Source organism: Streptomyces sp. NPDC058239 (assembly GCF_042882185.1).
Lineage (GTDB): Bacteria > Actinomycetota > Actinomycetes > Streptomycetales > Streptomycetaceae > Streptomyces.
On record NZ_JBHVWS010000051.1, the window covers coordinates 20,157 to 41,099 of the forward strand.

At 69.4% G+C, this 20,943-nt stretch carries 21 protein-coding genes and 2 pseudogenes; 6 read left to right on the top strand and 17 right to left on the bottom strand.

Features of this window, described 5'->3' with window-relative positions; all coding sequences use genetic code 11:
* The first annotated feature begins 100 nt into the window (after positions 1-100).
* The 6 genes and pseudogenes from ACFVYE_RS36980 (at position 101) to ACFVYE_RS37005 (ending at position 3,263) form a co-directional block, all read left to right on the top strand.
* Positions 101-835: a helicase associated domain-containing protein gene (locus ACFVYE_RS36980; RefSeq protein ID WP_389608376.1), complete on the top strand. Its 735-nt coding sequence runs from the start codon at positions 101-103 to the stop codon at positions 833-835.
* Positions 836-843: 8 nt separating this feature from the next.
* A complete protein-coding gene (locus ACFVYE_RS36985; RefSeq protein ID WP_389608413.1) occupies positions 844-1,002 on the top strand; it encodes a hypothetical protein in 159 nt (52 codons plus the stop codon).
* Between the two features lie 18 nt (positions 1,003-1,020).
* A pseudogene (locus ACFVYE_RS36990) lies at positions 1,021-1,158 on the top strand (helicase associated domain-containing protein); the annotation flags it as partial.
* Between the two features lie 299 nt (positions 1,159-1,457).
* On the top strand, positions 1,458-2,000 hold the full coding sequence (locus tag ACFVYE_RS36995; RefSeq protein ID WP_389608377.1) for a hypothetical protein: 543 nt from the start codon (positions 1,458-1,460) through the stop codon (positions 1,998-2,000).
* A 435-nt stretch (positions 2,001-2,435) separates the two neighbouring features.
* A pseudogene (locus ACFVYE_RS37000) lies at positions 2,436-2,616 on the top strand (oxidoreductase); the annotation flags it as partial.
* A 206-nt stretch (positions 2,617-2,822) separates the two neighbouring features.
* Entirely contained in the window at positions 2,823-3,263 is a 441-nt protein-coding gene (locus tag ACFVYE_RS37005) for a hypothetical protein (RefSeq protein ID WP_389608415.1), read from the top strand.
* Positions 3,264-3,279: 16 nt separating this feature from the next.
* Here ACFVYE_RS37005 and ACFVYE_RS37010 read toward each other — a convergent pair whose 3' ends face one another.
* From ACFVYE_RS37010 to ACFVYE_RS37090, 17 genes are all read right to left on the bottom strand, one after another.
* Complete coding sequence (locus tag ACFVYE_RS37010; protein WP_389608378.1) at positions 3,280-6,741, bottom strand: LysM peptidoglycan-binding domain-containing protein; 3,462 nt, start codon at positions 6,739-6,741, stop codon at positions 3,280-3,282.
* Positions 6,741-7,178, bottom strand: a complete 438-nt coding sequence (locus ACFVYE_RS37015; protein WP_389608379.1) for a TadE/TadG family type IV pilus assembly protein — start codon at positions 7,176-7,178, stop codon at positions 6,741-6,743. The genes ACFVYE_RS37010 and ACFVYE_RS37015 overlap by 1 nt, the downstream gene beginning before the upstream one ends.
* Before the next feature lie 14 nt (positions 7,179-7,192).
* Positions 7,193-7,645, bottom strand: a complete 453-nt coding sequence (locus ACFVYE_RS37020) for a TadE/TadG family type IV pilus assembly protein (protein ID WP_389608380.1) — start codon at positions 7,643-7,645, stop codon at positions 7,193-7,195.
* 5 nt (positions 7,646-7,650) lie between these two features.
* On the bottom strand, positions 7,651-8,058 hold the full coding sequence (locus ACFVYE_RS37025; RefSeq protein WP_389608414.1) for a TadE/TadG family type IV pilus assembly protein: 408 nt from the start codon (positions 8,056-8,058) through the stop codon (positions 7,651-7,653).
* An 8-nt stretch (positions 8,059-8,066) separates the two neighbouring features.
* Positions 8,067-8,285 carry a hypothetical protein gene (locus tag ACFVYE_RS37030; protein ID WP_389608381.1) on the bottom strand — a complete coding sequence of 73 codons (219 nt, stop codon included), beginning with the start codon at positions 8,283-8,285 and terminating at the stop codon, positions 8,067-8,069.
* A gap of 37 nt (positions 8,286-8,322) precedes the next feature.
* Positions 8,323-9,207 (bottom strand): type II secretion system F family protein, encoded by an 885-nt coding sequence (locus tag ACFVYE_RS37035; RefSeq protein WP_389608382.1) that lies wholly within the window; start codon positions 9,205-9,207, stop codon positions 8,323-8,325.
* Positions 9,204-10,157, bottom strand: coding sequence for a type II secretion system F family protein (locus ACFVYE_RS37040; RefSeq protein WP_389608383.1), 954 nt, complete (start codon positions 10,155-10,157; stop codon positions 9,204-9,206). Before ACFVYE_RS37040 ends, ACFVYE_RS37035 begins: the two co-directional genes overlap by 4 nt.
* Complete coding sequence (locus ACFVYE_RS37045; RefSeq protein ID WP_389608384.1) at positions 10,154-11,635, bottom strand: CpaF family protein; 1,482 nt, start codon at positions 11,633-11,635, stop codon at positions 10,154-10,156. Before ACFVYE_RS37045 ends, ACFVYE_RS37040 begins: the two co-directional genes overlap by 4 nt.
* Complete coding sequence (locus ACFVYE_RS37050; protein WP_389608385.1) at positions 11,625-12,452, bottom strand: hypothetical protein; 828 nt, start codon at positions 12,450-12,452, stop codon at positions 11,625-11,627. Before ACFVYE_RS37050 ends, ACFVYE_RS37045 begins: the two co-directional genes overlap by 11 nt.
* Complete coding sequence (locus tag ACFVYE_RS37055) at positions 12,452-13,153, bottom strand: SAF domain-containing protein (protein WP_389608386.1); 702 nt, start codon at positions 13,151-13,153, stop codon at positions 12,452-12,454. Before ACFVYE_RS37055 ends, ACFVYE_RS37050 begins: the two co-directional genes overlap by 1 nt.
* 21 nt (positions 13,154-13,174) lie before the next feature.
* Positions 13,175-13,810 (bottom strand): ATP/GTP-binding protein, encoded by a 636-nt coding sequence (locus ACFVYE_RS37060; protein ID WP_389608387.1) that lies wholly within the window; start codon positions 13,808-13,810, stop codon positions 13,175-13,177.
* A 206-nt stretch (positions 13,811-14,016) separates the two neighbouring features.
* Positions 14,017-14,631, bottom strand: coding sequence for a hypothetical protein (locus ACFVYE_RS37065; RefSeq protein WP_389608388.1), 615 nt, complete (start codon positions 14,629-14,631; stop codon positions 14,017-14,019).
* A gap of 657 nt (positions 14,632-15,288) precedes the next feature.
* Positions 15,289-15,417 carry a hypothetical protein gene (locus ACFVYE_RS37070; RefSeq protein ID WP_389608389.1) on the bottom strand — a complete coding sequence of 43 codons (129 nt, stop codon included), beginning with the start codon at positions 15,415-15,417 and terminating at the stop codon, positions 15,289-15,291.
* A 252-nt stretch (positions 15,418-15,669) separates the two neighbouring features.
* Positions 15,670-16,578: a replication-relaxation family protein gene (locus ACFVYE_RS37075; protein ID WP_389608390.1), complete on the bottom strand. Its 909-nt coding sequence runs from the start codon at positions 16,576-16,578 to the stop codon at positions 15,670-15,672.
* Positions 16,575-19,199, bottom strand: a complete 2,625-nt coding sequence (locus tag ACFVYE_RS37080; protein WP_389608391.1) for an ATP/GTP-binding protein — start codon at positions 19,197-19,199, stop codon at positions 16,575-16,577. Before ACFVYE_RS37080 ends, ACFVYE_RS37075 begins: the two co-directional genes overlap by 4 nt.
* Positions 19,175-19,819, bottom strand: coding sequence for a hypothetical protein (locus tag ACFVYE_RS37085; protein ID WP_389608392.1), 645 nt, complete (start codon positions 19,817-19,819; stop codon positions 19,175-19,177). Before ACFVYE_RS37085 ends, ACFVYE_RS37080 begins: the two co-directional genes overlap by 25 nt.
* Positions 19,816-20,928, bottom strand: a complete 1,113-nt coding sequence (locus tag ACFVYE_RS37090) for an NlpC/P60 family protein (protein ID WP_389608393.1) — start codon at positions 20,926-20,928, stop codon at positions 19,816-19,818. Before ACFVYE_RS37090 ends, ACFVYE_RS37085 begins: the two co-directional genes overlap by 4 nt.
* Positions 20,929-20,943: the final 15 nt, after the last annotated feature.

A 20,943-nucleotide genomic window follows, 5' to 3' on the forward strand; every position in this document is an offset into this window, starting at 1 on the left:
GGCAGCACCCTCAAGAGCCGCCGCAACCGCTACGCACACGGCGACGTCCACACCGACGTCGTCCAGGCCCTGGACGAACTCGGCATGATCTGGGACCTCCATGAAGCCCGCTTCGCCGACGGACTCGCCGCCTGCCACCGCTACCGCGAACGCCACGGCGACCTCCGCGTCCCCCGTCACCCACACCGACCCCGAGGGCTACAACCTCGGCGACTTCATCGCCTACCAACGAGCCCTCCACGCCGGCACCGTCCGGGACCGCACCGGACAGTCCCGCCCCCTGCTCCCCGAACGCCGGGCCGCCCTCGATGAACTCGGCATGCTCTGGACCGTCGCCGCCACCGGCTGCCCGCCCACGGACGCCGAGCTCGCCGCCCCGCCCCACCAGCGCGGCAACCCGCCCGCCTCCACCCTGCTTGCCCTGGTCGACGCGGGGGTCGAACAGAAAGCACTGGCCCAGGCACTGGGCACCACCACCAGCTCACTGAGCCAGCGCATCAAGCGCGCCCGCGAAAGCCCTTCGGACGCCGGGCCTTTCGCCTCGGACCTTGCCGCCGCCCGCGCCTACCGCGAACACCACGGCCACCTGAGACCCTCCGAGACCTCCGACGACACGAACGCCAGAACCCTCGGCAACTGGCTCACCAAACAGCGCCGCGCCCGCCGCGGCGGCAACCTGAGTGACCAGCAGATCACGGCGCTCGACGAACTCGGCATGGAGCGGGATCCTCTCGCCTCCCGCTGGCAGCAGGCCCTCCAGGCCGCCCGCCGCTACCACGCCACCCACGGCCACCTGCGGCCCCGGCCGGCACCGTCATCGACGGCACCGACCTGACCGTATGGCTGTCCCGGCAGCGCTCCGCCCACCGGCGCGGCACCCTCGCCCCGGACCGTGTCTCGGCCCTGGACGAACTCGGCATCGACTGGACCCCCGGCCGCGGCATGGCCAACGTACGGACCGAACGCGCGTGGCAGAACCGGCTCGCCGACGCCCGCCAATAGCACGGAGCCCACGGCCACCTCGACCCACCCGCACCGACCGTCGTCAACGGCCGGCGCCTCGACGCCTGGCTCAGCGTGCAGCGCGCCCGCCGCACAACGGGACGCCTGACCACCGAACAGATCGCCGCTCTCGACGCCCTGCACATCCGCTGGTGACGACTGGCGCTGGGATGCGGACGGAGACGATGGGGGTGCGCTCCTCCCCGAGGGCGTCGAGGAGTTCGCCGCTGCCGTCGAGGCCGGGGGGCGAAGGAAGACGTCGACATCCTCGGCTGGACGGCCGCTGCCGTAGGTACCCGGCGGAGCGGTGGCTGCGTGCGTGCACGGGTGCAGGCGGGCGGGACCGATGAGTACACGCCGTTCACGGCGGTGCTTGGGCTGTTCCCGGCACCCGACGGGGCGGCCGTTCCCCTCGCGGACCGGATGCCCGAGACGCTGGTTGCTCTTTCCGAGGCATGGGACGCCGATACAGGGCACTGACGCACGACTGTGAGCTGTTCAACGCCGTCAAGGCCGCCTACGGACTGCGAAACTCCCATCCGCGCTGCGGCTGGGCGGTGTACCTCTCGGAGAACCGTACCGCCCTGGTGCCCGGGGACCTCGCCGTGCGTCGCCTCGCGACCGCGCACGGAGGGCTCGTCCTGGGCATCGGGAACTCCACCGAGGTGGTGCTGGCCGCTCAGCGGACACTGGCCGAGGCGGGGGCGCTGAAGCCCGTACCTGTATCGGAGGCCCGGCCCAAGTGGTGGGGGAGCCAATGGAGTTCGAGGCTGCCGTGGACGGCTGCCTCGTGGCAGCTGCGCGTGTCCTGGTACGTCCCACCGGCGTCGCCCGTCCCACCGGTGGTGCGGGTCCGGCCGGTGGTGCCGTCGGCTTCGCTCGTCGGTGGGTGTTGCGGGCCCGAAAGGCGGCGCTGCCGCTGGTGCGCCTGTCCTGGCTGGTGGGTGACCACCATATTGAGTGACGTATGCGCGCCACCCGTGACGACGGAGACGTAGGCATGTTGGGCTTTCTATGCGACGAATGATGTTTTTTGTGATTCCGGTGTTGGTGCTCGGGGGTCTCGGTCAGGCCCCTGCTCGGGCCAGTGGAGATAGTCAGGCCGGCCCGGTGGGCGTGGGCGTGATCGGTGACGGCCTGCATGTGCGAGAGGTACGGGCCACCTTGGACGGCTGGGAGGCCGGGGCTCAGGCCCGAGTCAGTCTCTGGCGCGGCCATACCTATATCCGGCAGGTACGGGGCTGGAAGAGCTCCAGCTCCAAAGAGGTCTCGGGGTACAAGTTCGAAATCACCACCTGGAAAATCTCTCAGCGGTTCTCGCACCGCCACAGGCTCTGTGTGGAGTACCAGGGGCATGACGAAATGCCCTGCGTGACGATTAAGCGTTGACCGGGAACGGCGGTCTTCAGTGCCACAATGACCGAATGTAAACAGTGATCTCGAAAAGCAAGAAGGCCGCGCGTTCCGTGGCCGTGGCACTCGCCACAACTGCCGCGCTCACCGTCAGCATGCCGAGCGGGAACGCCTTCGCCATCGACCACGTTCAATGTGTCGGCGGGGAGAACTTCTTGAAGATCCGGTCGCACTTCGAGGGCCAGTCAGAGCGCCGACTGTGTCCTGCTCGCCCTGGACCTGCTGCTGACCTGGCTGCGCATCCCGTTCCCGCCCTTCAACGCCGCGACAGTTGGATGCGTCAGTAAAACCCCTGATCAGGTGCCTAATTTTCAGCTACAGCGATTACTGCGCGGGGTCCTGTGCACCACCGCGGGAGCGTGCGCACCGTGCACTGCGCATTCCGGCCCGGGCGACCAGGAGGACTCATGCGAGTACTGCGTATCGACCCTGACACCATGCTTACCGAAGTCGTCTTATCCGAACGCGATGCGCACTTTGCGATCCGTGAGCATGTCGGAACGACCGGTGCCGTCGACCAGGCGGTGTATCACTCCCGCGTACTCCTGCACCTGCATGGGGAGGGCCAGGTGATCGGCCTCGGGCAGAACCTCGCCGCTTGGGCTCTGGCGAGCGCCTGGCGCGGTATGCCTCTCTACCCCTTGCATGGCCCCGTTGTCCTGACCGGCCGTACGGGAGGCGGGGGAGTGGCAGCCCTGGACGACGGCCTGGTGCAGCACGCCCGCACCGTCACGCGGACTGTCCGGGAGACCCTGGTGGCGTGGCGAATGCGGCCTCCCGCATCGAACGATGCCGCCGTGAGCGAACTTCTTGCCTATGCCGCACGCGACATCGCCGCCCGCCGGTAGCCGAACCCGCACCTGTCTAGAGCGCCTTGCGGTGTGCCGGACCGGAGCCGTTGAGCAGATCACTGATCAGTTGCTCGGTCTCCAGCTCCAAGTCGCAGTCCAACGCCCGGTTGACCTGCTGGACACGAGAGATGGCCATGTGCAGGCCCGACCGGTTCCCGGCCGCCGCTTCGATCCGCATCCAGTCCCTGTAGAGCAGCTCGGCGCTCTCGTCGACCTCGAGCCCCGTCATGATGGCCTGCCGGGCAGTGCTGAGGTCATGATGCTGGCCGGCCGGGGTGCGGTAGGTCGCCACGGTGTGTGCGACGTCGGTGATCCGCGTGGTCATCTCCTGCTGGTAGGGCTCGGCCCATGGCTGCGGCCGGGTTCCGAAGGGGCGGCCGCGCACGAGCGACAGCGCCTTCTCCAGGTCCGGCAGGCCGGCCGCCGCCTGCGGGATGGCACGCTCGGCGAGCTGGAGGAATCGGGTCCAGTCGCAGCGCACGGCGGGGGCGAGGAGATAGGGATCGTCACCGCCGCGGCGGCGTGGCACGTAGGCGTTGCCGGCGGCGTCGTTGCCCAGGGCGCGTCGCAGTCCTTGCAGCCGGGCGTTCAGGGTGGTCACTGACCAGGGGGTGAGTGGGTCCATGTCTGCGCACAACACGTCGGCGGTTCGCCCGGGACGGAAGAACATCAGCGCGGCGAGTTGAGCGGTACGCGGGCCGTGGCCGGTACCACCGACTCGGTCCACTTCCACTGGTCCCAGCACTCGGATCTCCGGCGCGTTCAGGTCGTGCGGACCGGACTCACCGTCGCCGGTAACGGTGTGGTCAGGTTCCTGGGCCGGAGAGCGCGGCGTCTGTGCTGCTCCGGCTTCTGCCGGATCGGCCTCCGGCCCCTCTGCGGTTACTGCGTCCTGCTGTTTGTCGCCGTCAGTCTGGCTACAGCTCGGGGCACGGGGCAGGAGCCTCAGTGAAGACGGATCGGCGGAAGCAGCCAGCAGGGCCGGGAACACCTCACCGTCATCCACGCCCACTTCGGCAGGGGCCGGTGCCGGCGCAGCGTTTTCCCCGCCGGTGTCTGGGGCCGCGGGGCCCGCGGTCAGATCCGGCTCGGGCGGCTCCTCGGCATCGGGTTCGTCCGGAACGTCCTGCCAGGGCCCCTCGGCCTCCTCGGCGGGCTGACCGGACAGGGCGAGTGCCGCGGTGATCTGCTGGTAGGCGGCATGCTCCAGACGCTGCACCGTGATCTCGGCCCCGAGATAGTCGAACCGCTGCGGTGTGCTGATGGAGGCGTTGAGGATCTCGGCTTCGGGGAAGTGCGCCGCCACGGAACTGGCGGGGGCGATCAGGGTGACCGGCACTCGGCCTGCCTTGTCGATGGCGTCGGCGAACTGCCAGGAAGTGTCCGCGTCCATGGCGGCCGCGCACAGCAGCAGATACGGCTGGTGTGCGGTCTCGGGCATCTGATGGGCCTCCAGCAGCCGCTCGGTCAGGTCCCGCAATGCGTGTGCAGGCTGCCGCATGTGCGCGATCCGGCAGGTCGGCAGCAACTGCGGCAGGTCCTCTCCGAACCCGATGGTCACCACTTCGATGTCGCGGGCCCACGGGCTCATCCCCAGCTCCAGGGCCAGCGACGTGCACACCTCTGTGATGTGTACCGGATTGCCGTCCAGCAGAACGGCGGGCAGCCGTGCGAGGTTGGCGAGCACGAGATCGCCGGACTCGGTGCTGCCCACCGTGACCAGACCGGGGTACGGCGCTGACACGCTCCGTGCCGTGTCCTCGGCGAGGAGATCGGCGTCGGCAGACAACCGCCACCACCCGGCCTGTCCCGCAGTAAACGGCGTTTGCGGCTTCTGAGAGAGGTCCTCCGGCAGAACCTCCAGCGAGCGGGCGCCGATCCGTGCGGCCCGCAGCAGGGGCGCCTCTGCGCCGTTCTGCTCAGCCGCGGTGGCCAGGGTACGCAGCGCACGGTCCAGGCGGGTGGCGCCGCCGGGCTCGGCCGCCGCCGCGAGCTTCGCCTCGGCGGGGGAGGTCCCGGGAGCGATGACGATCTTCTCGCCGGGCCTGCGACGGCGGCGCTGCAGCACCCGCCGCACCGCGAGCGCTCCGGTGATCGCGGCTGCCAGGAGGGCCCCCGCACCCAGCACGGTGCGCAACTGGAGCGGGCTGTTCGCCGATTGCGGCGCCGGTTCCTGCGAGGCGGCCGCAGTGGGGGATGCGGCGGGTTCCGATGGTGCGGCCGACACGGGAGCACCGGCGTCGGGGCGGGATGTCGCAGGTGGTGCCCCGCCCTCCCCGCTCTGGCTGGGCTGCTGAGCTGGGCTGCTGGCTGCATCGCCGGGGCGGCCGGCGGGCCCGCTGGGCGCTGGCGATTTTGGTGCGGGTGACGCGGACTCGCTCGGTGACGGAGTCGACGCGTCGCCGTTCTCCGGGCCGTTGTGCGAGTCCTTGGGAGCCGGGGGAGTGTGCGGTCGGTCCTTCGGGCCCTCGGCCTCGTTGCCGTCCGAGGACCGGTCGTGCCGGCCGGACGGGGCGGCGGGCACCCTGACCTCCTGCCCGGCGTAAATCACGTCCGGGTCGGTGATCTCGGGAAGGCTGTCCGGCTGCGGCTTGCCCTGGCTCGCGGCGAAGAGCTTCGGCCACTCGTTGCCGTCGCCGAGTTCCTTCTTGGCGATCTCCGACAGGTTGTCGCCCGTTGCAACGGTGACCACGTGTTCGTCGTGCCCAGCCCTGGCCGGCTCCCGCTCGCCCAGCTGCGTGCTGGTTCCATCCGCGAGCGCGGCCGCCGCGGAGCCTTCGAACACCTCCGGCATCTGCAGTTCCCAGCCGGGCTGCAGAAAGCTGTTGGACCTGAAGACCTGACCATCGGCCATGACGCGGCCCTCGTTCAGCGTGGCGATCTCCCGCCACCGCTCGCCGTCAGCGAGCTCCTTCTCGGCGATGCTCCACAGGCTTTCCCCCGGCCGCACCTCCCGCATCGTGTGCGCAGGGGACTGTGTAGAACTTGTCTCGGACACCGGCGCCTGAACCTGCCCGGTGGCTTGCTGAACCTGGGCCTGCCCGGGCACATGGGCCGCGCTGGCTGCCGGTGCCGCCTGGGCCGGAGAGGCCAGAGCCGAACTGGTGGGCAGCAGTACCAGAATGCCGCCGATCAGCGCGGCCGCCGCTCGCTGTGAGGCGCCCAGACCTCGGGGCGCGTGCCATGTCCGGCCGCGCAGTTGCGCGATCAGCTCCCGTACGGCGCAGAACGTGAACTGTGCCCACCCGATCCAGCCCACCGCGACGAGCAGCAGCAAGAACGCCGCCCCGGTGTCCTGCCGGTCCAGCAGGTGTGCCAGGTCGTCGTGGCTGGATGCCCAGATGACCGGTGTGGCCCAGGCCAGCAGCAGCGGCAGCCCGCCGACCGCGCCGGCCAGGACCAGCAGGCTGCCCAGCGCCTTGAGGACCCGGGCCGCGGCGGAACCTGCGGCGGCGGGGGAGTGGGTGGTGCGCATCAGTTTCCTTCGGGAGCGGTGACGCCGTGCAGGAGGGTTGCCTTGTCGTGGCCGGTCACCGAGAGACTGCCAATTCCGGCCACGGGTAGGAACTTCGTGTCGTACGAGCCGGTGACGGTGACGGCGAGGGCCTTTCCGTTCGCGGAGACGCTGACCGTGCCGGTGGCGCCGACGGAGCTCAGGTAGGCCTGTGCGGCCGTGCTCGCGTCCTGGGGGTCGACGACGATCCCCTTGCCGGTCACGGCCTGGGCAGGGTCGATGGCCTGCCCGCCGGCCCGGGCAGCTTCACCGGCGATGTAGTCGGCGCGCTCGGTAGCGCGCATCTTGCCGCCTCCGTCGACCGCGACACCGATGATGCCGATCAGCGCGATGACGCAGACGGCGACGAACACGGTGACGCCACCTCGGTCGTCGAACCGGTCCCGGCACCGGCTCATCCAGCAGACGGTCATCAGTCCCCCCGCTGCCTGTACTGGTCGACCACCGACATGGCGGTCGACGTGAGGGTCCGGGCCCCCGGAACACCGGGCAGCAGCAGGTCGGACAGGTTGACCGTGCACGTCACGGTCGCCGTGACCGTTCCGACCTGCCCCACCGGCACGCTGAGACCGCCTGTGCTGATGCTGACGCTCGTGGATGCGCACTTGATGCCCTGGTCGTCCAGTGACTCGGCGGCCGCCGCTTGCGCGGCGCTCTGGGCGGAGGCCGCGGTGCGGTGGATGGATGCCTCCCGTGCCGCGTCCTCGGCGGCGGAGTCGATCTTCGCGCCGGAGGTGACGATGCGGCCGCCCGCGAGAGCCAGGCACAGGAACATGATCAGCGGGGGGAGAACGATGGCAGCCTCGACTGCGGCGCTTCCTTCGTCGCGCCGGATGCTGCGGGACCACCAGGCCCTGATTCGCACGTGGTTCACTCCCCTGGGACCGTGAATCTCTCCACGGGGCCGGACGCCGACTGCGTGATCCGCAGGCCGGACACACCCGGGATCATCGACTGGGTGGTGCCGGACACCTGAACGCGCACGCGCTGACCGTCGCTGCCAACGGAAACGCTGTAGCCGAGCAGGCTGTCACCCGCCGTACGGCCCAGCACATCCCGGGCCCGGGCAGCACCGTCGGCCGGAGTCGCTTCGTAGGAGCGGGCCGCAGTGGCGCCTTCCCGGGCAGCGGTAAGGGCGATCTGCCGGGCGTAATACCACATGGAGCCCTGAATCACCGCGATCGCAGCCAGGAGCACGAACGGGAAGACGATGGCCATTTGGATGGCAGACTCTCCCCGGTCGTCGCTCCATCGTCGTGTCCGCCACCAGTCCTTCAGATGCGACGTCACAGGCCGGCCAGCTGACTGTTGTACTTGGCGATCACCAGGGCGATGGTCCCGGCGATCAGCACGGCTCCAGTGACGGCGGCGACCCAGATGATGACAGTGGTCGTGCTGATGTCGCCGCGGTCCGGCCGACGGGACGCCTCTTCCAGTCCCTCCCTCACACGTGTGGTCAGACGGATCACCGCACGGCGAGTACGGGCTGCGGTGGTGTGCTTCATGGCGCTTACCTCTCCAGAGACTTGAGCGAATGAGGACTCAGACAGTGAGCATGCGGATCACCGCAGGAAACGCCATCAGCAACATCACCAAGACGGCGAGCAGAGCTCCAGGCGCAGTCATCTTCTCGCTGGAGGCATTCGCCTCCGTGGCCTGATCGGACAGCAACTCGGCATTGAGCGCAGCAGTACGGGCCCGCAGCGCCTTGTAAACAGCGGCGCCATCGGTAGCCGAGCCCCGCATGATGTCGGCGACGTCGTCCAGCACGGGAAGGTCGTACTCAGCGGCAAGCTCGCTCAGTGCCTGGTACGGCGGGATCTTCTCCAGCCGGGCCCGGCGCAGCGCCCCCTGCAGATACAGGAAGGGCCAGCCGCGCCCGACCTCGGCGGCCTTTTCCAGCGCCTCGGCCGGACCGGCGTCTGCGGCCCGCTTGAGCGCGACCAGGTCCAGGTAGGCGGACAGGGCGTGCGCGAATTCCTCGCGCGCCCGCTTGGCCTGGTCCCGCACCGCGAGATCGGGCGTGATGAACAGCAGCAGTGCAATCACGAGCCCGACAGCGGCCGGTACGTAGAACGGCAGGGAGATACCGGCGAGGATCCACGGAATCGTGGCGATTACCGGGCAGAGCAGGCCGAGCGCGGCGAGCGCGGTCTTCTTCAGCATGAACTGCCCCGGCCCCTGCCCGAGCAGGGCCAGATTCTTCGCCGGGATCCGGACGCCGGGCACGCGCTCAAGGCAGGCCAGCAGCCACCGGCCCCACACCTCCTCGCGGTCCAGTTCCGGCTCAGGCATGGTCAAGGCAGCCGGGGCACTGCGCGCAAGGGCCGGGGCCAAGGCGGGCTGCGGGCTCAGGAGTTCACGCACAAGCAGGGCGACGCCGACGCCGACCGCGCCGCCGGTCAGGACAACGGGAAACAGGTTCATGAGCTGACTCCTTCCGGCTCACGGCCTGCGACCGGCACGTCCGGGGCGGCCGTCACCGGCGCGGGAAGACGGACCGTGCTGGCCGGGTCAGTGACCAGGAAACGCGGGATGCGGCGGAACTGCCCGAGCTGCCGCATCAGCGCGAGCACCCCGACGAATCCGGCCGTCAGGAAGACGAGCACCAGCTGGCCGAGCAGCGTGGAGTACGGCCTTGTGTAGGACGGCACGAAGAACCCGGCGCCCACGATGCCGACGGTGATGATGGTCATCCACCGCACCGTCGTACGGGGCTTGGCACGGTCGGCTTCGATACTGCGCTTGCGGGCGACCTCGTCACGCACCGTGCCGGCGAGATCCTCCAGCGCCTGGGCCAGGCCCGGGCCCCGGTCGTTGACCGACAGGATGAGCGCGGCGATCACCTTGTCCGAGGTGACGTCGTCCAGCTCGTCACCGAAGGCACGCAGCGCCTCCTCCGGCCGCCAGCCCAGCCGCAGCCGGTCGGACAGGGCGACGATCTGCACCGCGAGTTCGTCCGGTGCGCCCCGACGGCTGGTGATCATTGCCTGCTCCAGACCCATGCCCAGCCGCAGCAGACCGGCCAGCCGCTGGGCCCACTCGCTCAGCGCCTCCAGCTGCCCGATCCGGTCCTTCGCCATCTGCGCCGGAGTGATCAGCCACGGCACACCGACGACGGCCACGCCGATCAGCGCGCCCCCGACGAAGTTGCCCGAGGCCAGCCATACAGCCACGAAGACCACGACCGCAGCGACGGCCAGGGTGCGCCTGCGCAGCCGGACCTCCTGCGCCTGGTGGTCGCCCGCGCGCAGGGCCTGCCACCGCTGCCGCCAAGGGGCCCGGCGCGGTGCCGTCGTGCCGACCAGGCCGACGACGACACCGATCAGCCCGCCGGTGACGGCCATGCCGGACAGCAACGCCCACAACAGGATCACCGGCTGGCCTCCACCTTCAACGGCAGCGGCGCGGGCCAGGCCCCGTAGGGCTGCTGCAGCAGCCCGGAGTCGAAACCCACGCGGCGCAGGTCGTCGATGCAGCCCGGATCCATCCGGGGCACCGCCCGCAGCTCCCCGAACTCGGACCCCGGGGAAAAGATCTCGTTGGTGGCCGGCCGCCCGGATTCACCGATACCGGTGAGCTCCAGGACGTGGGACACATAGCGATGGCGGCGGCCGCCGATCTGGGTCTCGTCGGTCATGTCGACGTACACGATGAAGTCGAGGCCGTTGGCGGTCTGCCGGTAGGCGAGCTGCTCGGACAGGTTGCCCTGGGACAGCGCGTACAGCTCGGCGATCCGGTCGAAGATGATGTCGGGGCGGCGGGCGTGGATGGTGCAGAGGTTGCCACCGGAGCCGTTCGTCAGGGCCTGCATCATCGCGACGACTTCCGGCCCGCGGACCTCACCGACCACGATCCGCTCCAGCGACATCCGCAGCGCGGGGTGCATCAGGTCCAGGAGCGACACCTCGCCGGCGCCGCGGCCTGAGGCGTCCTTCTCGCCGTTGGACTCGCGGCCGACCAGCGAGACGACCTGCCGGTGATAGCCGTTGTTGTGGGCGAAGAGCTCATCCTCGGTCTGGATGGTGGCGAACCGGCACTCCGGGTCGAACTCCTTGAGCAGCGCCCGCAGCAGGGTCGTCTTCCCTGCCTTCTGCTTCCCCGCGATCATGATGTTCTTCTCAGCGCGGACGCACACACCGAGGAATTCCCGCAGGACCGGATCGACCGTACCCAGCCGGACGAGATCGTCGAGGTCGGCATGGGAGACCCGGTGACGACGGATCACCGCGTACGTCATCGGCCCCAACCCGGAGATCGCCTGAAGACGCGAGCCGTCCTGCAGCGAAAGGGCGAGGGTGGGGTTCGCCGTCGAGATCGTGCGCTCGCTGTGCCCGGAGCCTCGTGCCAGCTCGCGCAGCAGCTCCAGAAGTTCCTCTTCCGAGTCCGCGATCGGGCCGACCATGCGGCGCTCACCGTCGCCGTAGTCGAGCCACACCTCGCCCGGGCCCTGGATGATGATGTCCTCGACCCGTTCGTCGTCCAGGTACGGCTGAAGCCGCCCGGCCCGGTAGAGCAGATCGTAGACGGCACGCCGAAGGGCCTCGTCCTCCTGCGGGCTCATCGCGGTGGCGTCCGACCACACCGCGACCGCTTCGGTGATCCAGTCCAGGCAACGTTGTTCCTCGCTGGCCCGGTCCATGTCCGGAGTGGTCTTCAGCAGATCCTCGCGCTGCTTGGCGACCTGGGCCGCGATGTGCTGGGCCCTCTGATAGTCAACGGTGACGTGAGGCGCTGCCGGGCCGAGAACGTGGGTGCCTGAAGCTGTGCCGTTCGCCTGCTGAGGCCGAGCCTGGAAGGGGCGGCCGGGCGGCGGCGCCACGGTGGGGTCGGCGTGCAGAGGCCTACCGCGCATGGGTCACCTCCGCGTCACTCGGGGGCGCGCTGCGCGGACCCAGACGGGCTCGGCGCATGGCTGCCCGCTGGACCAGCAGCGTGCTCGTAGTCCGTGCCGCCTTCATCAGGCGCGACTTGGCGAAGTGGCGCGGATGGTCGGCCCCGTCGGACAGCACACGTGCCTCCCTCGGCGCGTACGGCAGCGTCGCCACCACCGGCGCCTGCAGCACCCGCTGCACCTCGCCCGCAGGGTAGGGGCCTTCATCGATCACGATCAGCCCGACGTCGCCGACCTGTTCCTCCAACGCGCTCACTCGGCCCTGAGAGGCCTGCAGGCAGCGCAGGGTGTTGCGCACCACCACGAGCACCGCGTCCGCCTGCGCGGCCAGCACACTGGACGGGCCGACAGCCCCGCGGCGACCGAGGTCTACCAGGACGTCGTGACCGTGGTCCGCGTCGATGCCGCGGAACATCAACGCCAGCCCATTCCATACTGAGCCCAGGCTCGCCGCCTGCGCGGGATCAGTGATCCCGGGCAGCAGCAGCCGTTCGCGCGGCGACTCCTGTGTGCCGTCCTCACTGCTCAGGTCGATCAGCTGCCGCCAGAACGCATCACCGAACTCGCCCTTGCGGGCCGCGACCGAGAGGTTCCGCAGCCCGTAGCGGTCCCCGAGCGTGCCCTGCAGCAGACCGTGCAGCACGGCACTCCCGTCGGGGTCACACTCGGCCAGGATCATCCGCCGTCCCGGCTCCAGCGGCCACGACAGCAGCAGTGCCAATGCGCTGGTGGTCACGCCGGGCGCTCCGCTGCACCCGGCCAGCGCGATGACCGCCATCAGCTGCCGTCCGGGGCATCGAGGACCAGACGCAGCGTGCTGGCCGACACCCACGCGGCGGCCGTGGGGCCGTCGTCGGCGGCCGTGGCGACGTCAACCACCACAACCCCTGTGCCGGGAGCGGACTTCGAGGCCTTCACTACTCGCCCCGCAATGGTCTGGGGCGCGTTTTCTGGCGCCTTGCCCGTATCTGTCGCGCCCTGCGCAGGCACATGCACCAGCTGGACCTTCTGCCCAGGCACCAGGGCAGTGGCCGGGACCTGCTCCGCCTTGAGCCCGATCGGGACCAGCTGCTCTCCGGCCTTCACCAGGAAGGCCTTCGTCACCTGCGACGGCGCCAGCATCGAACCGGGCTTGAGTCCCACGGCCGCCCGCTTGCCGACCACCGAATCCAGGTCATCGGCACGCACCGCCTTCACCACCGGGTCCAGGGCGACGGACGCCTTCCCCAGGTCCTGCTCCGTGAGCACCTGACCGACCTGGACGTCCCGGACCACCGTCACCACCTGGGTGCGGTGGCCGACCTGCAACAGCAATACCGCAACGCCCGCACCACCGGCCACGACCAGAGCCAGAGACAAGGCGATCATTCCTGGGCGCCGCCGGCGGGCGGACACCCTCGGCGGCGCCACCGGGCCGGCCACCGGGCCTTGCAGAGGCACGCCGCCCGGCGCGGCCGTACGTTCTTTGGTCTTGCTCAACACTCAATCCTTCCAGCGCCCTTAACGGACGACCTGCAGCTCGCCGATCGCCACCTGTTCCTGGGACTGCCTGATCTCGGTGAACTGACCTGCCTCGCCGTCGCCGTTTACCTGCCAGTTCACCGGCCATGTAGCCGTCGCGGTCACGGCGAACTTTCCCCCGTCCTGGGAGGCCGATGTGCGGGTGTAGGTGTGGCCGCAGGTCGGGGACTCCTGCCGGCCATAGGTTGCCGCGTATGGGGTGCCTGGACCGTTGCAGGTCACCTGCGCACCGTCACCCATGTTCCAGACGATCTGGGTGACTTCGGCTGTTGCTGTCACGGTGACACCGCTCGCTGTGGCACTCGTGGTGTTCGGCCCGTACGTGGTGGGGGACTTCTCCACCCACATCCACGTGGGCACCCCGACGACATAGCTGCCGGCCGGGCGGGGGCTGGCGATCTCGGGTCCGGAGAGCTTCATCTTGCTGACTGCCTGCCGCGCCACGACCTCCGGGTCGACGGCAGGGACGTTGCCCGTAGCAACAAACGTTGTGTAGACGGGTGTCCCGTTCAGGCCGTTCCTGCACGTGCGTTGGTAGACCGCCGCTCCGTCCTTGGGGGACTTGCCCTCCCAGAAGGAGCTCCCCTCAGGGGGCTGTGTGTCCAGCTTCTTCACCGTACAGACCCGCTTGCTGGACTTACCACTGCCGGAACCTGCGGGCTTGGGGCGGGAACCTGAGGCAGACGAATCATCGTCTGCCTCGCAGACCACCCACCTGCCCGCACCGCTGCAGCTTCCGCTCGTGGGCGGCTCAGCGAAGGCGGAAGGCGAGAGCGCCAACGACAGCAGGACGGCAGCGGCCGCCGAGAGTCGAGCGCGTCTCAGCAGCGATTCTGCTGAGGAGTGACGTCGATGATCTTCCACTGCTTCCCCCACTTCTCCGCTTCGATCCTCGTCACGTAACGAATGAGCCGGTCCTTGGGCATCGGCACGGGCTTGCCGGAATCGCGATACTGGAACTTCCAGTTGGCGCTGTCCAGGCAGTCCGTCAGCTGCGCGTGCGGCACCTTCTTGTCCGTCTCAAGCGTGTCGACAGTGGTCTCATGGGCGGGCGCGCCGGTCGTTACGATGCCCTTGGAACGCAGGTCCTTCAGGTCGTCCTCGGTACTCGACAGGGCGACCGCAGCCGCGTACTGGCTGAACGCGGTGCCCTTGGTGTCGCCCTTTGCGTACGCCTTAGCCTGTTCCTCCCAGAAGCGGCTGTAGACGTCGAGGACCGCAGCCTTCTCGGCTGCCTGGGGATCCGCACTCGCCGACGATGTTGCCGGGGCCGGCTTGCTGCTGGAGGGGGCAGGGCTCGGCCTGTCATCCGCGGAGTCGTCGCTGTTGCTGCAGGCGGTGAAGGCCACGATTCCGCATGCGGTCAGCAGCGCACTTGCATACGTGCGGATTCGAACGGCGGTGGTCCTGGTCGTGTGCCGTGGTGCGTGTGTCACGTTGTCTCCCCGTATAACGCGGCACGAGAGTCCTCCGTCGGGACTCCCGGAACATGGAAATCCGGCCTCGTGGCCGTTCGGGCTGCGATGACGCTCGTGCGTAGCCGCAAGATTACGTATATGCCAACCAACTTCCCGGCTTGAGACGGAAGTTCACTCGTGCAACTTGAGACGTATATCCGGTTGCTTTCGGAACCGGATGTCGGTTTGTGGCTCTTTGTATTCGCTCGTTCCGCTCGCAACCAGTCCGGGGCGGGCTGCGCCTGAAGTCGATCTGGTGGCCCCCTGTCTGAGAGAACGAGATTCCGACCCGTCGGTTTCTTTGGTGGTCGACATAGACGCCACCGGACGCCTCACGTCGAAGCGGTGCATCTCGGAAGTGACCGCCGTGAGCGGAGAAGCCAAGACTGTCGGTGAAGCCGCAGGCTCGGACTTTTGGCCTGGCTGAGGCCGCATTTCTTCCCGGGCGACGGAAGTGATGCGAGATCTTGCCGAGCTGATCAGTCGCGCACCGTCCTTCGTGAAGGGTGCGCCTGCCTGCATCTCGAACGTCGCTTCCGCGCTGCGCCCTCGCGGCGTTAGGCGCCTTCCTCTCATAGGACGGCTTCCTTTCGGTAAGGCGGTGAAGAGTGCCAGGGCAGAGGTGGTGTAGTCCCCTTACCTGTCCTGCGGGGGCAATGGCCACACCGTGATCACATCGCCGTCGAGGGTGACGTGCCGGCCCGGAAAGCGGCAGCGCACCTCGTTCAGGTCGGCGAGGTCGAAGTCGCCGCTCCCTTGAACCACGCAGGCGTCCCCGACGTACGAGACGGCCTGCGTCCGGACGGGCCAAGCGCCGTCGTCGAGGACTGTTACGTGGGTGCGAATTTCATATAAAGCTAGCGTCATTTGGGTCTCCCAAGTTCAGAGCATGCGGGGAGGATTGGCCAGTAGATCTCGGATGCGCGTGAGTAAATTACTAATTCGCATAAGCAAACGATAAGTCGGATTCGGAGAAGTTGCGGGGTCGCGGCATTCGGTCGGCACCAGGCCGCCGAGTCACAGCTCGGTCCATGGCCGTGGCTCACCACCGACCAGAGGCACCCACACGTCGCCGGCAGGACCCTGAAGCTCGAGGTCATCCAGGACCGCCACGCCCAGGGGCACCTGCCGGGCCAGCGTGCCGACGAGCGGGTGCTGCGCAACCATGGCCTGCAGGTCGGTGATCCGGTTATTCAGGACGTACCGAGAGGCCCCGGTCAGCACGAACAGCACCCGGGGAAACACGGGATACCAGCGCAGCCAGACGGCCCCAGCTACTACCGGCTGCCGCGAGCGCTGCCGACCGACGGGCTGCGGATCGTACGACCACAGCCGCGCGTACTCGATCAGCTTCGACGCGAGCCGCTCACTGACCATGGTGGCCCGGTCGACCTCGACGAACGCCCGCAGCTTGGCCCGCTGATCCACACCGATGAGGGTGTAATGCATGACCGCATCCGCGATGATCTTCTCGCCGTCGCTGAGCGGGTGGGAGACCTCGGGCGTCCAGTCCAGGTGGCCGTGTTCGTCCCCGCGCTTGCGGGCGTCAGCGACGAAGGTCAAGTGGGTGCGGACCACTGTGAGGGTGTGCGGAGTCTTCAACGACGCCGCCGTCGCCGAAGTGATCGAATACGGCGGACGACCGCGCAACGCGGGGAAGTCCCGGACCAGCCGGGCCCCCTCACCCGTCAAGAACCAGGCGCGCGCCCGGTTCGACCGAGGCAGCACCGTGAAGTCCACCAGGCCCTCATGACGCAGCCGGTTCAACGGGGTGGAAACGGTCTGCCGTGCCGCGTCCGGCCGCAGCAGCCCATGGAGCTGGCCGGTGGTCGCCATCCGGTGCTGACCGAGCGCGGCCAGGAGCTGATGCGGCAGAGGCTCGACCGGACTCGGAACATGTCCGTACGACAGGCTCTCGTTGGTCACTGGTATCCCTTCTTCTGCAGCCGTACGGCCGACGTGGTGGCAGGTACGTGCTGGGCGAGGAAGCCGGTCACACGGTTGAACTGTTCGGCGGCCCGGGCCGTGAGCCGGTCCAGTGGCGCCGCGCCGGACATGGCCTGTGCGGACCGTTCAAGTGCCGCCGCCTTGCCGGGGCGGGCGAAGTCGGCGAACACCTCGTCGAGGTGCGGGCCGGTGATCCGGACGGGACCGATGCGACGGCCCTGGACCGTCAGCGACATGTAGTGCTCGAACCGGTCCAGGGAGGCGACGACATCTGGGCCGGGCCGGTCCCCCCACTCCGCGGTGATCGGTGCGACGGCGGACTGCGAGCCCGCGGTGGACGCCAGGGTGGAGGCGTTCTGGACCAGCGACAGCCGCACCGCGATGGGCAGGCGGGCCAGCAGCTGGGTCATGCCGTGGACGTGGACCTTGTACTTGCGGAAGTCCTCGAACATCGCGGCGATCGTCTCCGGGGCCGCGCCGGTCAAGGTGATCAGCTCGTCGAAGTACGGGCGGAACGGGACCCGTTGGTCTTCCGGGGTGTCGCGGCGGGAGCGCACGGCGCGCAGCAGGTCCCGGGCGAGCAGCGCAGTGATCAGCCGGTCGGTTGGCCCGTTCCCGCCCGGGCAGACCCACACGATCATCCGGGAGTCCATCGCGGCGCGGATGTTGTAGACGCCGGCGGGCTGCCCGAGGAAGGCACGGGTGACGGGGTTGGCGGCCAGCCGGGCGATCGGGTTGAGGACGACCGCGAAGGCGTCGGCGGGCAGCGTCGGGAACACCGACCGCCACCACGAGTGGGTCTCCTCATCAAGGCGCCCTTCCACCGCGGCCAGCGCGGCCGTGCGGAAGTCCATGTCGGTGAGCAGGGCCCGCACGTGGAAGATCGTGGCCTGGTCCTCGGGCCGCCCGGCCCGGCAGGCGGCCTCGTTGACTGCCACCAGCACCGCCAGGGCGGCGGTGAAGATGGTGAGTGCGCGAGGAGCGCCGGCGTCGTCCCAGCCGAGCACGGCCGCGTACGCGTCGGTCACGGCCTCGACGACCTCGTGTGCCGCCTGGCCCTGGTGCATACCGAGCGGGTTCCACGAACTCACCTGCGGGGAAGTCCCGCTCGCGTTGAGATCGATCAGCGCAATCCGCTGCATGAGGTGGTCGTGGGCCAGGAACGGCAGGGCACGGGGCCAGGAGTCGCGGTGCGGGTCGACGAACATCAGCCCGCCTCCGGCGTGCGCCCATCCGATCGCCTGGGCCAGAGCACGTTCGGTCTTGCCCCCGCCGGCCTTGCCCACGCCGACTTCGAACAAGGTCTCCTTCGCATAGGTGGCAACCAGCCGCCGACGCCCGTCCGGACCCCGGTAGATGCCCTGCAGCAGCAGCTCGGGATTCCCGAACTCGAAGGTCGGCAGGTCTCCGGCGAGCAGCGGCAGGCGGCAGTGCACCGTGGGCGGTTTGAGCAGGCCGGTCAACTCGTCCAGACGCACCCAGTTCGCGCGGGGCGGCTGGCAGTGCCCCAGCTGCCAGCGCCGCTCGAACCCCCGGCGGCTGGGCCACCGGTCGGCCCCGAACCGCCACGGGCCCACACTCCATCCGCGCATCGCCCACCGCGAGACGCCGCCGAACACATCGAGCGCGGCCTGGATCTGGGCGAGCCGGGCGTGCGCACGGCCCTCGGTATTCGACGCAGTTGTCACGAGCAGCTGCACACGGACGAGGTGGTCGTCCTCGGCGAGCTTTCCCAGCGCCACCGCCGGATCCACCCGGCGGGGAACAGGGGGCATGACCAGACGGCGCCCGCCCCCGCCCTTCTGGCCACTGACCAGCTGCTGCAGATGCAGAGCGAGCGAGTCCTCGACGCCCATGGCGTCCTGCCGCATCCAGCGGGCGGCCCGCTGGGCCTCGCGCCTCTCCGACCGGCGGGCATCCGCCATCAGCTGCAGACGGCGCGCCCGCAACGCCCACTTGGGAGCCCTCTGTATGTCGAGCCGGATCTCGGCCAGGTCACCCAGTTCGGCACGGAGGTCGGAGACGGCGTCTATGAGGGGCTGCAGCGGGTCGGGATCCAGCGGGACATCACGCAGCGGGGCCGTGGGCCTGCCGCGCAGGATGAACTCCGCCCGCACCACGTGCTCACGGGGCCGGTCGACGATCGGCCGCGCCCGGTTCACGGTGACATGCGGGCCGAAGGGAGTGATCGACAGCAGGCGTTCGCCGCCGGCTGGGCCTTCGATGCGGTAGCGCAGCGGACTGGAGCCGTCCGCACGCAGCCGGATCTGTACGGACTTCGTACGGCGCGGAGCCCACCACGGCATGCTCGTGGAGGCCCGGGCCAGCTGTACGCCCCGACGGAAGATCTCCTCCAGACCGGGGTCGAAGTGCCGCGAGGGCTCCAGCTCCAGCGCCATCCGCTCGGCCGAGGCCTTTTTCGCCAGACGGCGCACCACTACCTCACCCACGGCCCACACGATGACGGCGGCTGCCGCGAGTACGTACCGGTACGTGAGCACCCACCCGGCGGCGCGGGCGGCTGCGGTGACCAGTCCGGAGAACGAGCCGGCTGACAGCGAAACGGATTGACCGGTCAGATACGGGGCTGTGGAGTCCACGTGGACGCTCCCTTCCTCGAAGCAGTGCGGATGAAGTACCAGTCGGTGATACGGCCGTCGGTGAAGGTGCCGCCGCGGTCGGCACCGGCCCACACCAGGTGCACCACCGCCCGGCCGCCAACGCCATCACGACGGGCGATCGCCGCCTGGACACGGAATTGGCCCGTACCGAACGCCGGGGCGACACCCCGGCCGGCGCCGGGAAAGACGCCGGGCCACTTCGCCCGACCGATCCCGGTGGCGTCCGCGCGCAGAAGATCCCGCCCGGCGGCGAGCAACTGCCGCTCGTCACCGGCAGGAAGGTCACGGGGCCAGGAGACGTCCAGCGCCTCCTGGACGGCGGCATCGCCCGCCGGGCCTTCGCCGTGCGGCGGCAGCTCCGACGCCGCGGCCGACTGCGTCAGCGCACTGGCCTCCCCGGCGTTCGTCTGCGCCGCTTCCGGGACGTGGGCCGGGGGAGCCGGCAGCACGGCGGAGGCGGTCGCCGCCAGCCGTGGTGTCGGGGCAGCCGTGTGCGCAGACTCACCGTGCGGCAGGACCAGCAGGACGACACCTGCGGCGGACAGGACCGCCGTGACGGCCAGCAGGAAACGCGGCGAGCGCGGCAAGTGGGTGCTCATAGCAGCCGGGCTCCCCCCGCATATCCGGACATCGCGTCGACCGCGTCCAGGCGCACGCGCGTGCCCGGACGGGCGGCGTTGACCATCTGGCCACCTCCGACGTAGATCCCGACGTGGTAGATCGTGGAGTCGAGGCCCGGAGCGTAGGCGTAGAAGACGAGGTCACCGGGTTTCAGAACGCTCTTACCGAGGCCGGCGGGAATCCGCCGCCCGATTCCTGCCTGGGCGGCCGCCGTACGCGGCAGCCGGACACCAACCTTGGCGTACGCGTACACGGCCAGGCCCGAGCAGTCAAAGCCCTTGATGTCCGCGCCGCTCTTCCCGCTGGGGGAGCAGCAGATGCCGTACGACTTGCCGTTCGCGTTGCCCCCGCCCCACGAGTAGGGCACGCCCTTCTGGGCCAGGGCCGCCTCGATCACGGTGCGGACCTTCCCGGACACGTTCTTCAGGTCCGGGTCCTTCGCGGCCGCCGTGTACTGGTCGATCCAGCCCACCACGTTGGCCACGTACTCATTGGAGTGGTTGTACTGGAGGATCGCAGCCTTGAGTTGGGCCCGCTTGGTCAGGTCGCGCCCGTTGCCGCACAGGTAGACGGCGGCACCGAGCGCGGCGTCGTCGGCGTTGTGCGGGTCGGCCTCCTTGTCGCCGCTGGCGTCCTCGCCGACGCCTTCCCAGGTGGAGGGGAGGAACTGGAAGGGGCCGACGGCCCGTTCCCCGGTCGCGGTGCCGTCCCACTTGCCGCCGTCGGTGTCGGCGAAGGCAGTGGTGTTGCCGCCGGCCCCGGAGCCGTTGAGGAGCACCCCGTAGATCCTGGGGCGGATATCGCCGTTGTCGGCGAGGTTCCTGCCGATAGCGTGGTTGGACTCGACCTTGGCGATCCCGGCGAGGACCGGCCAGCGCATGCCCCGGCACGTGGGCACATGCTTCCCGACCTTTTGGACGGCCTTCTTATATGCGGCCAGCATCCGGGAAGGGATGTCTGCCGCGGTGCCTGCGTCGGCGATCCCACCGTTGTCCTGCACCCCGGTCTTCAGCGCAACGAACATGCTGATCGCGTTGGAGACGGGAGCCGCGCAGCACACGCCGGTGAACAGCAGCAGCACCGTCACGCACCCCCACCGCCC

Excerpts from the sequence above, each read along its gene's own strand:
- ACFVYE_RS37010 (WP_389608378.1), bottom strand. The coding sequence starts at position 6,741 with ATGCGCACCACCCACTCCCCCGCCGCCGCAGGTTCCGCCGCGGCCCGG.
- ACFVYE_RS36980 (WP_389608376.1), top strand. The coding sequence starts at position 101 with ATGAAGCCCGCTTCGCCGACGGACTCGCCGCCTGCCACCGCTACCGCG.
- ACFVYE_RS37005 (WP_389608415.1), top strand. The coding sequence starts at position 2,823 with ATGCGAGTACTGCGTATCGACCCTGACACCATGCTTACCGAAGTCGTC.
- ACFVYE_RS37015 (WP_389608379.1), bottom strand. The coding sequence starts at position 7,178 with ATGAGCCGGTGCCGGGACCGGTTCGACGACCGAGGTGGCGTCACCGTG.
- ACFVYE_RS37030 (WP_389608381.1), bottom strand. The coding sequence starts at position 8,285 with ATGAAGCACACCACCGCAGCCCGTACTCGCCGTGCGGTGATCCGTCTG.
- ACFVYE_RS37035 (WP_389608382.1), bottom strand. The coding sequence starts at position 9,207 with ATGAACCTGTTTCCCGTTGTCCTGACCGGCGGCGCGGTCGGCGTCGGC.
- ACFVYE_RS37085 (WP_389608392.1), bottom strand. The coding sequence starts at position 19,819 with ATGAGCACCCACTTGCCGCGCTCGCCGCGTTTCCTGCTGGCCGTCACG.
- ACFVYE_RS37050 (WP_389608385.1), bottom strand. The coding sequence starts at position 12,452 with ATGGCGGTCATCGCGCTGGCCGGGTGCAGCGGAGCGCCCGGCGTGACC.
- ACFVYE_RS36995 (WP_389608377.1), top strand. The coding sequence starts at position 1,458 with ATGGGACGCCGATACAGGGCACTGACGCACGACTGTGAGCTGTTCAAC.
- ACFVYE_RS37045 (WP_389608384.1), bottom strand. The coding sequence starts at position 11,635 with ATGCGCGGTAGGCCTCTGCACGCCGACCCCACCGTGGCGCCGCCGCCC.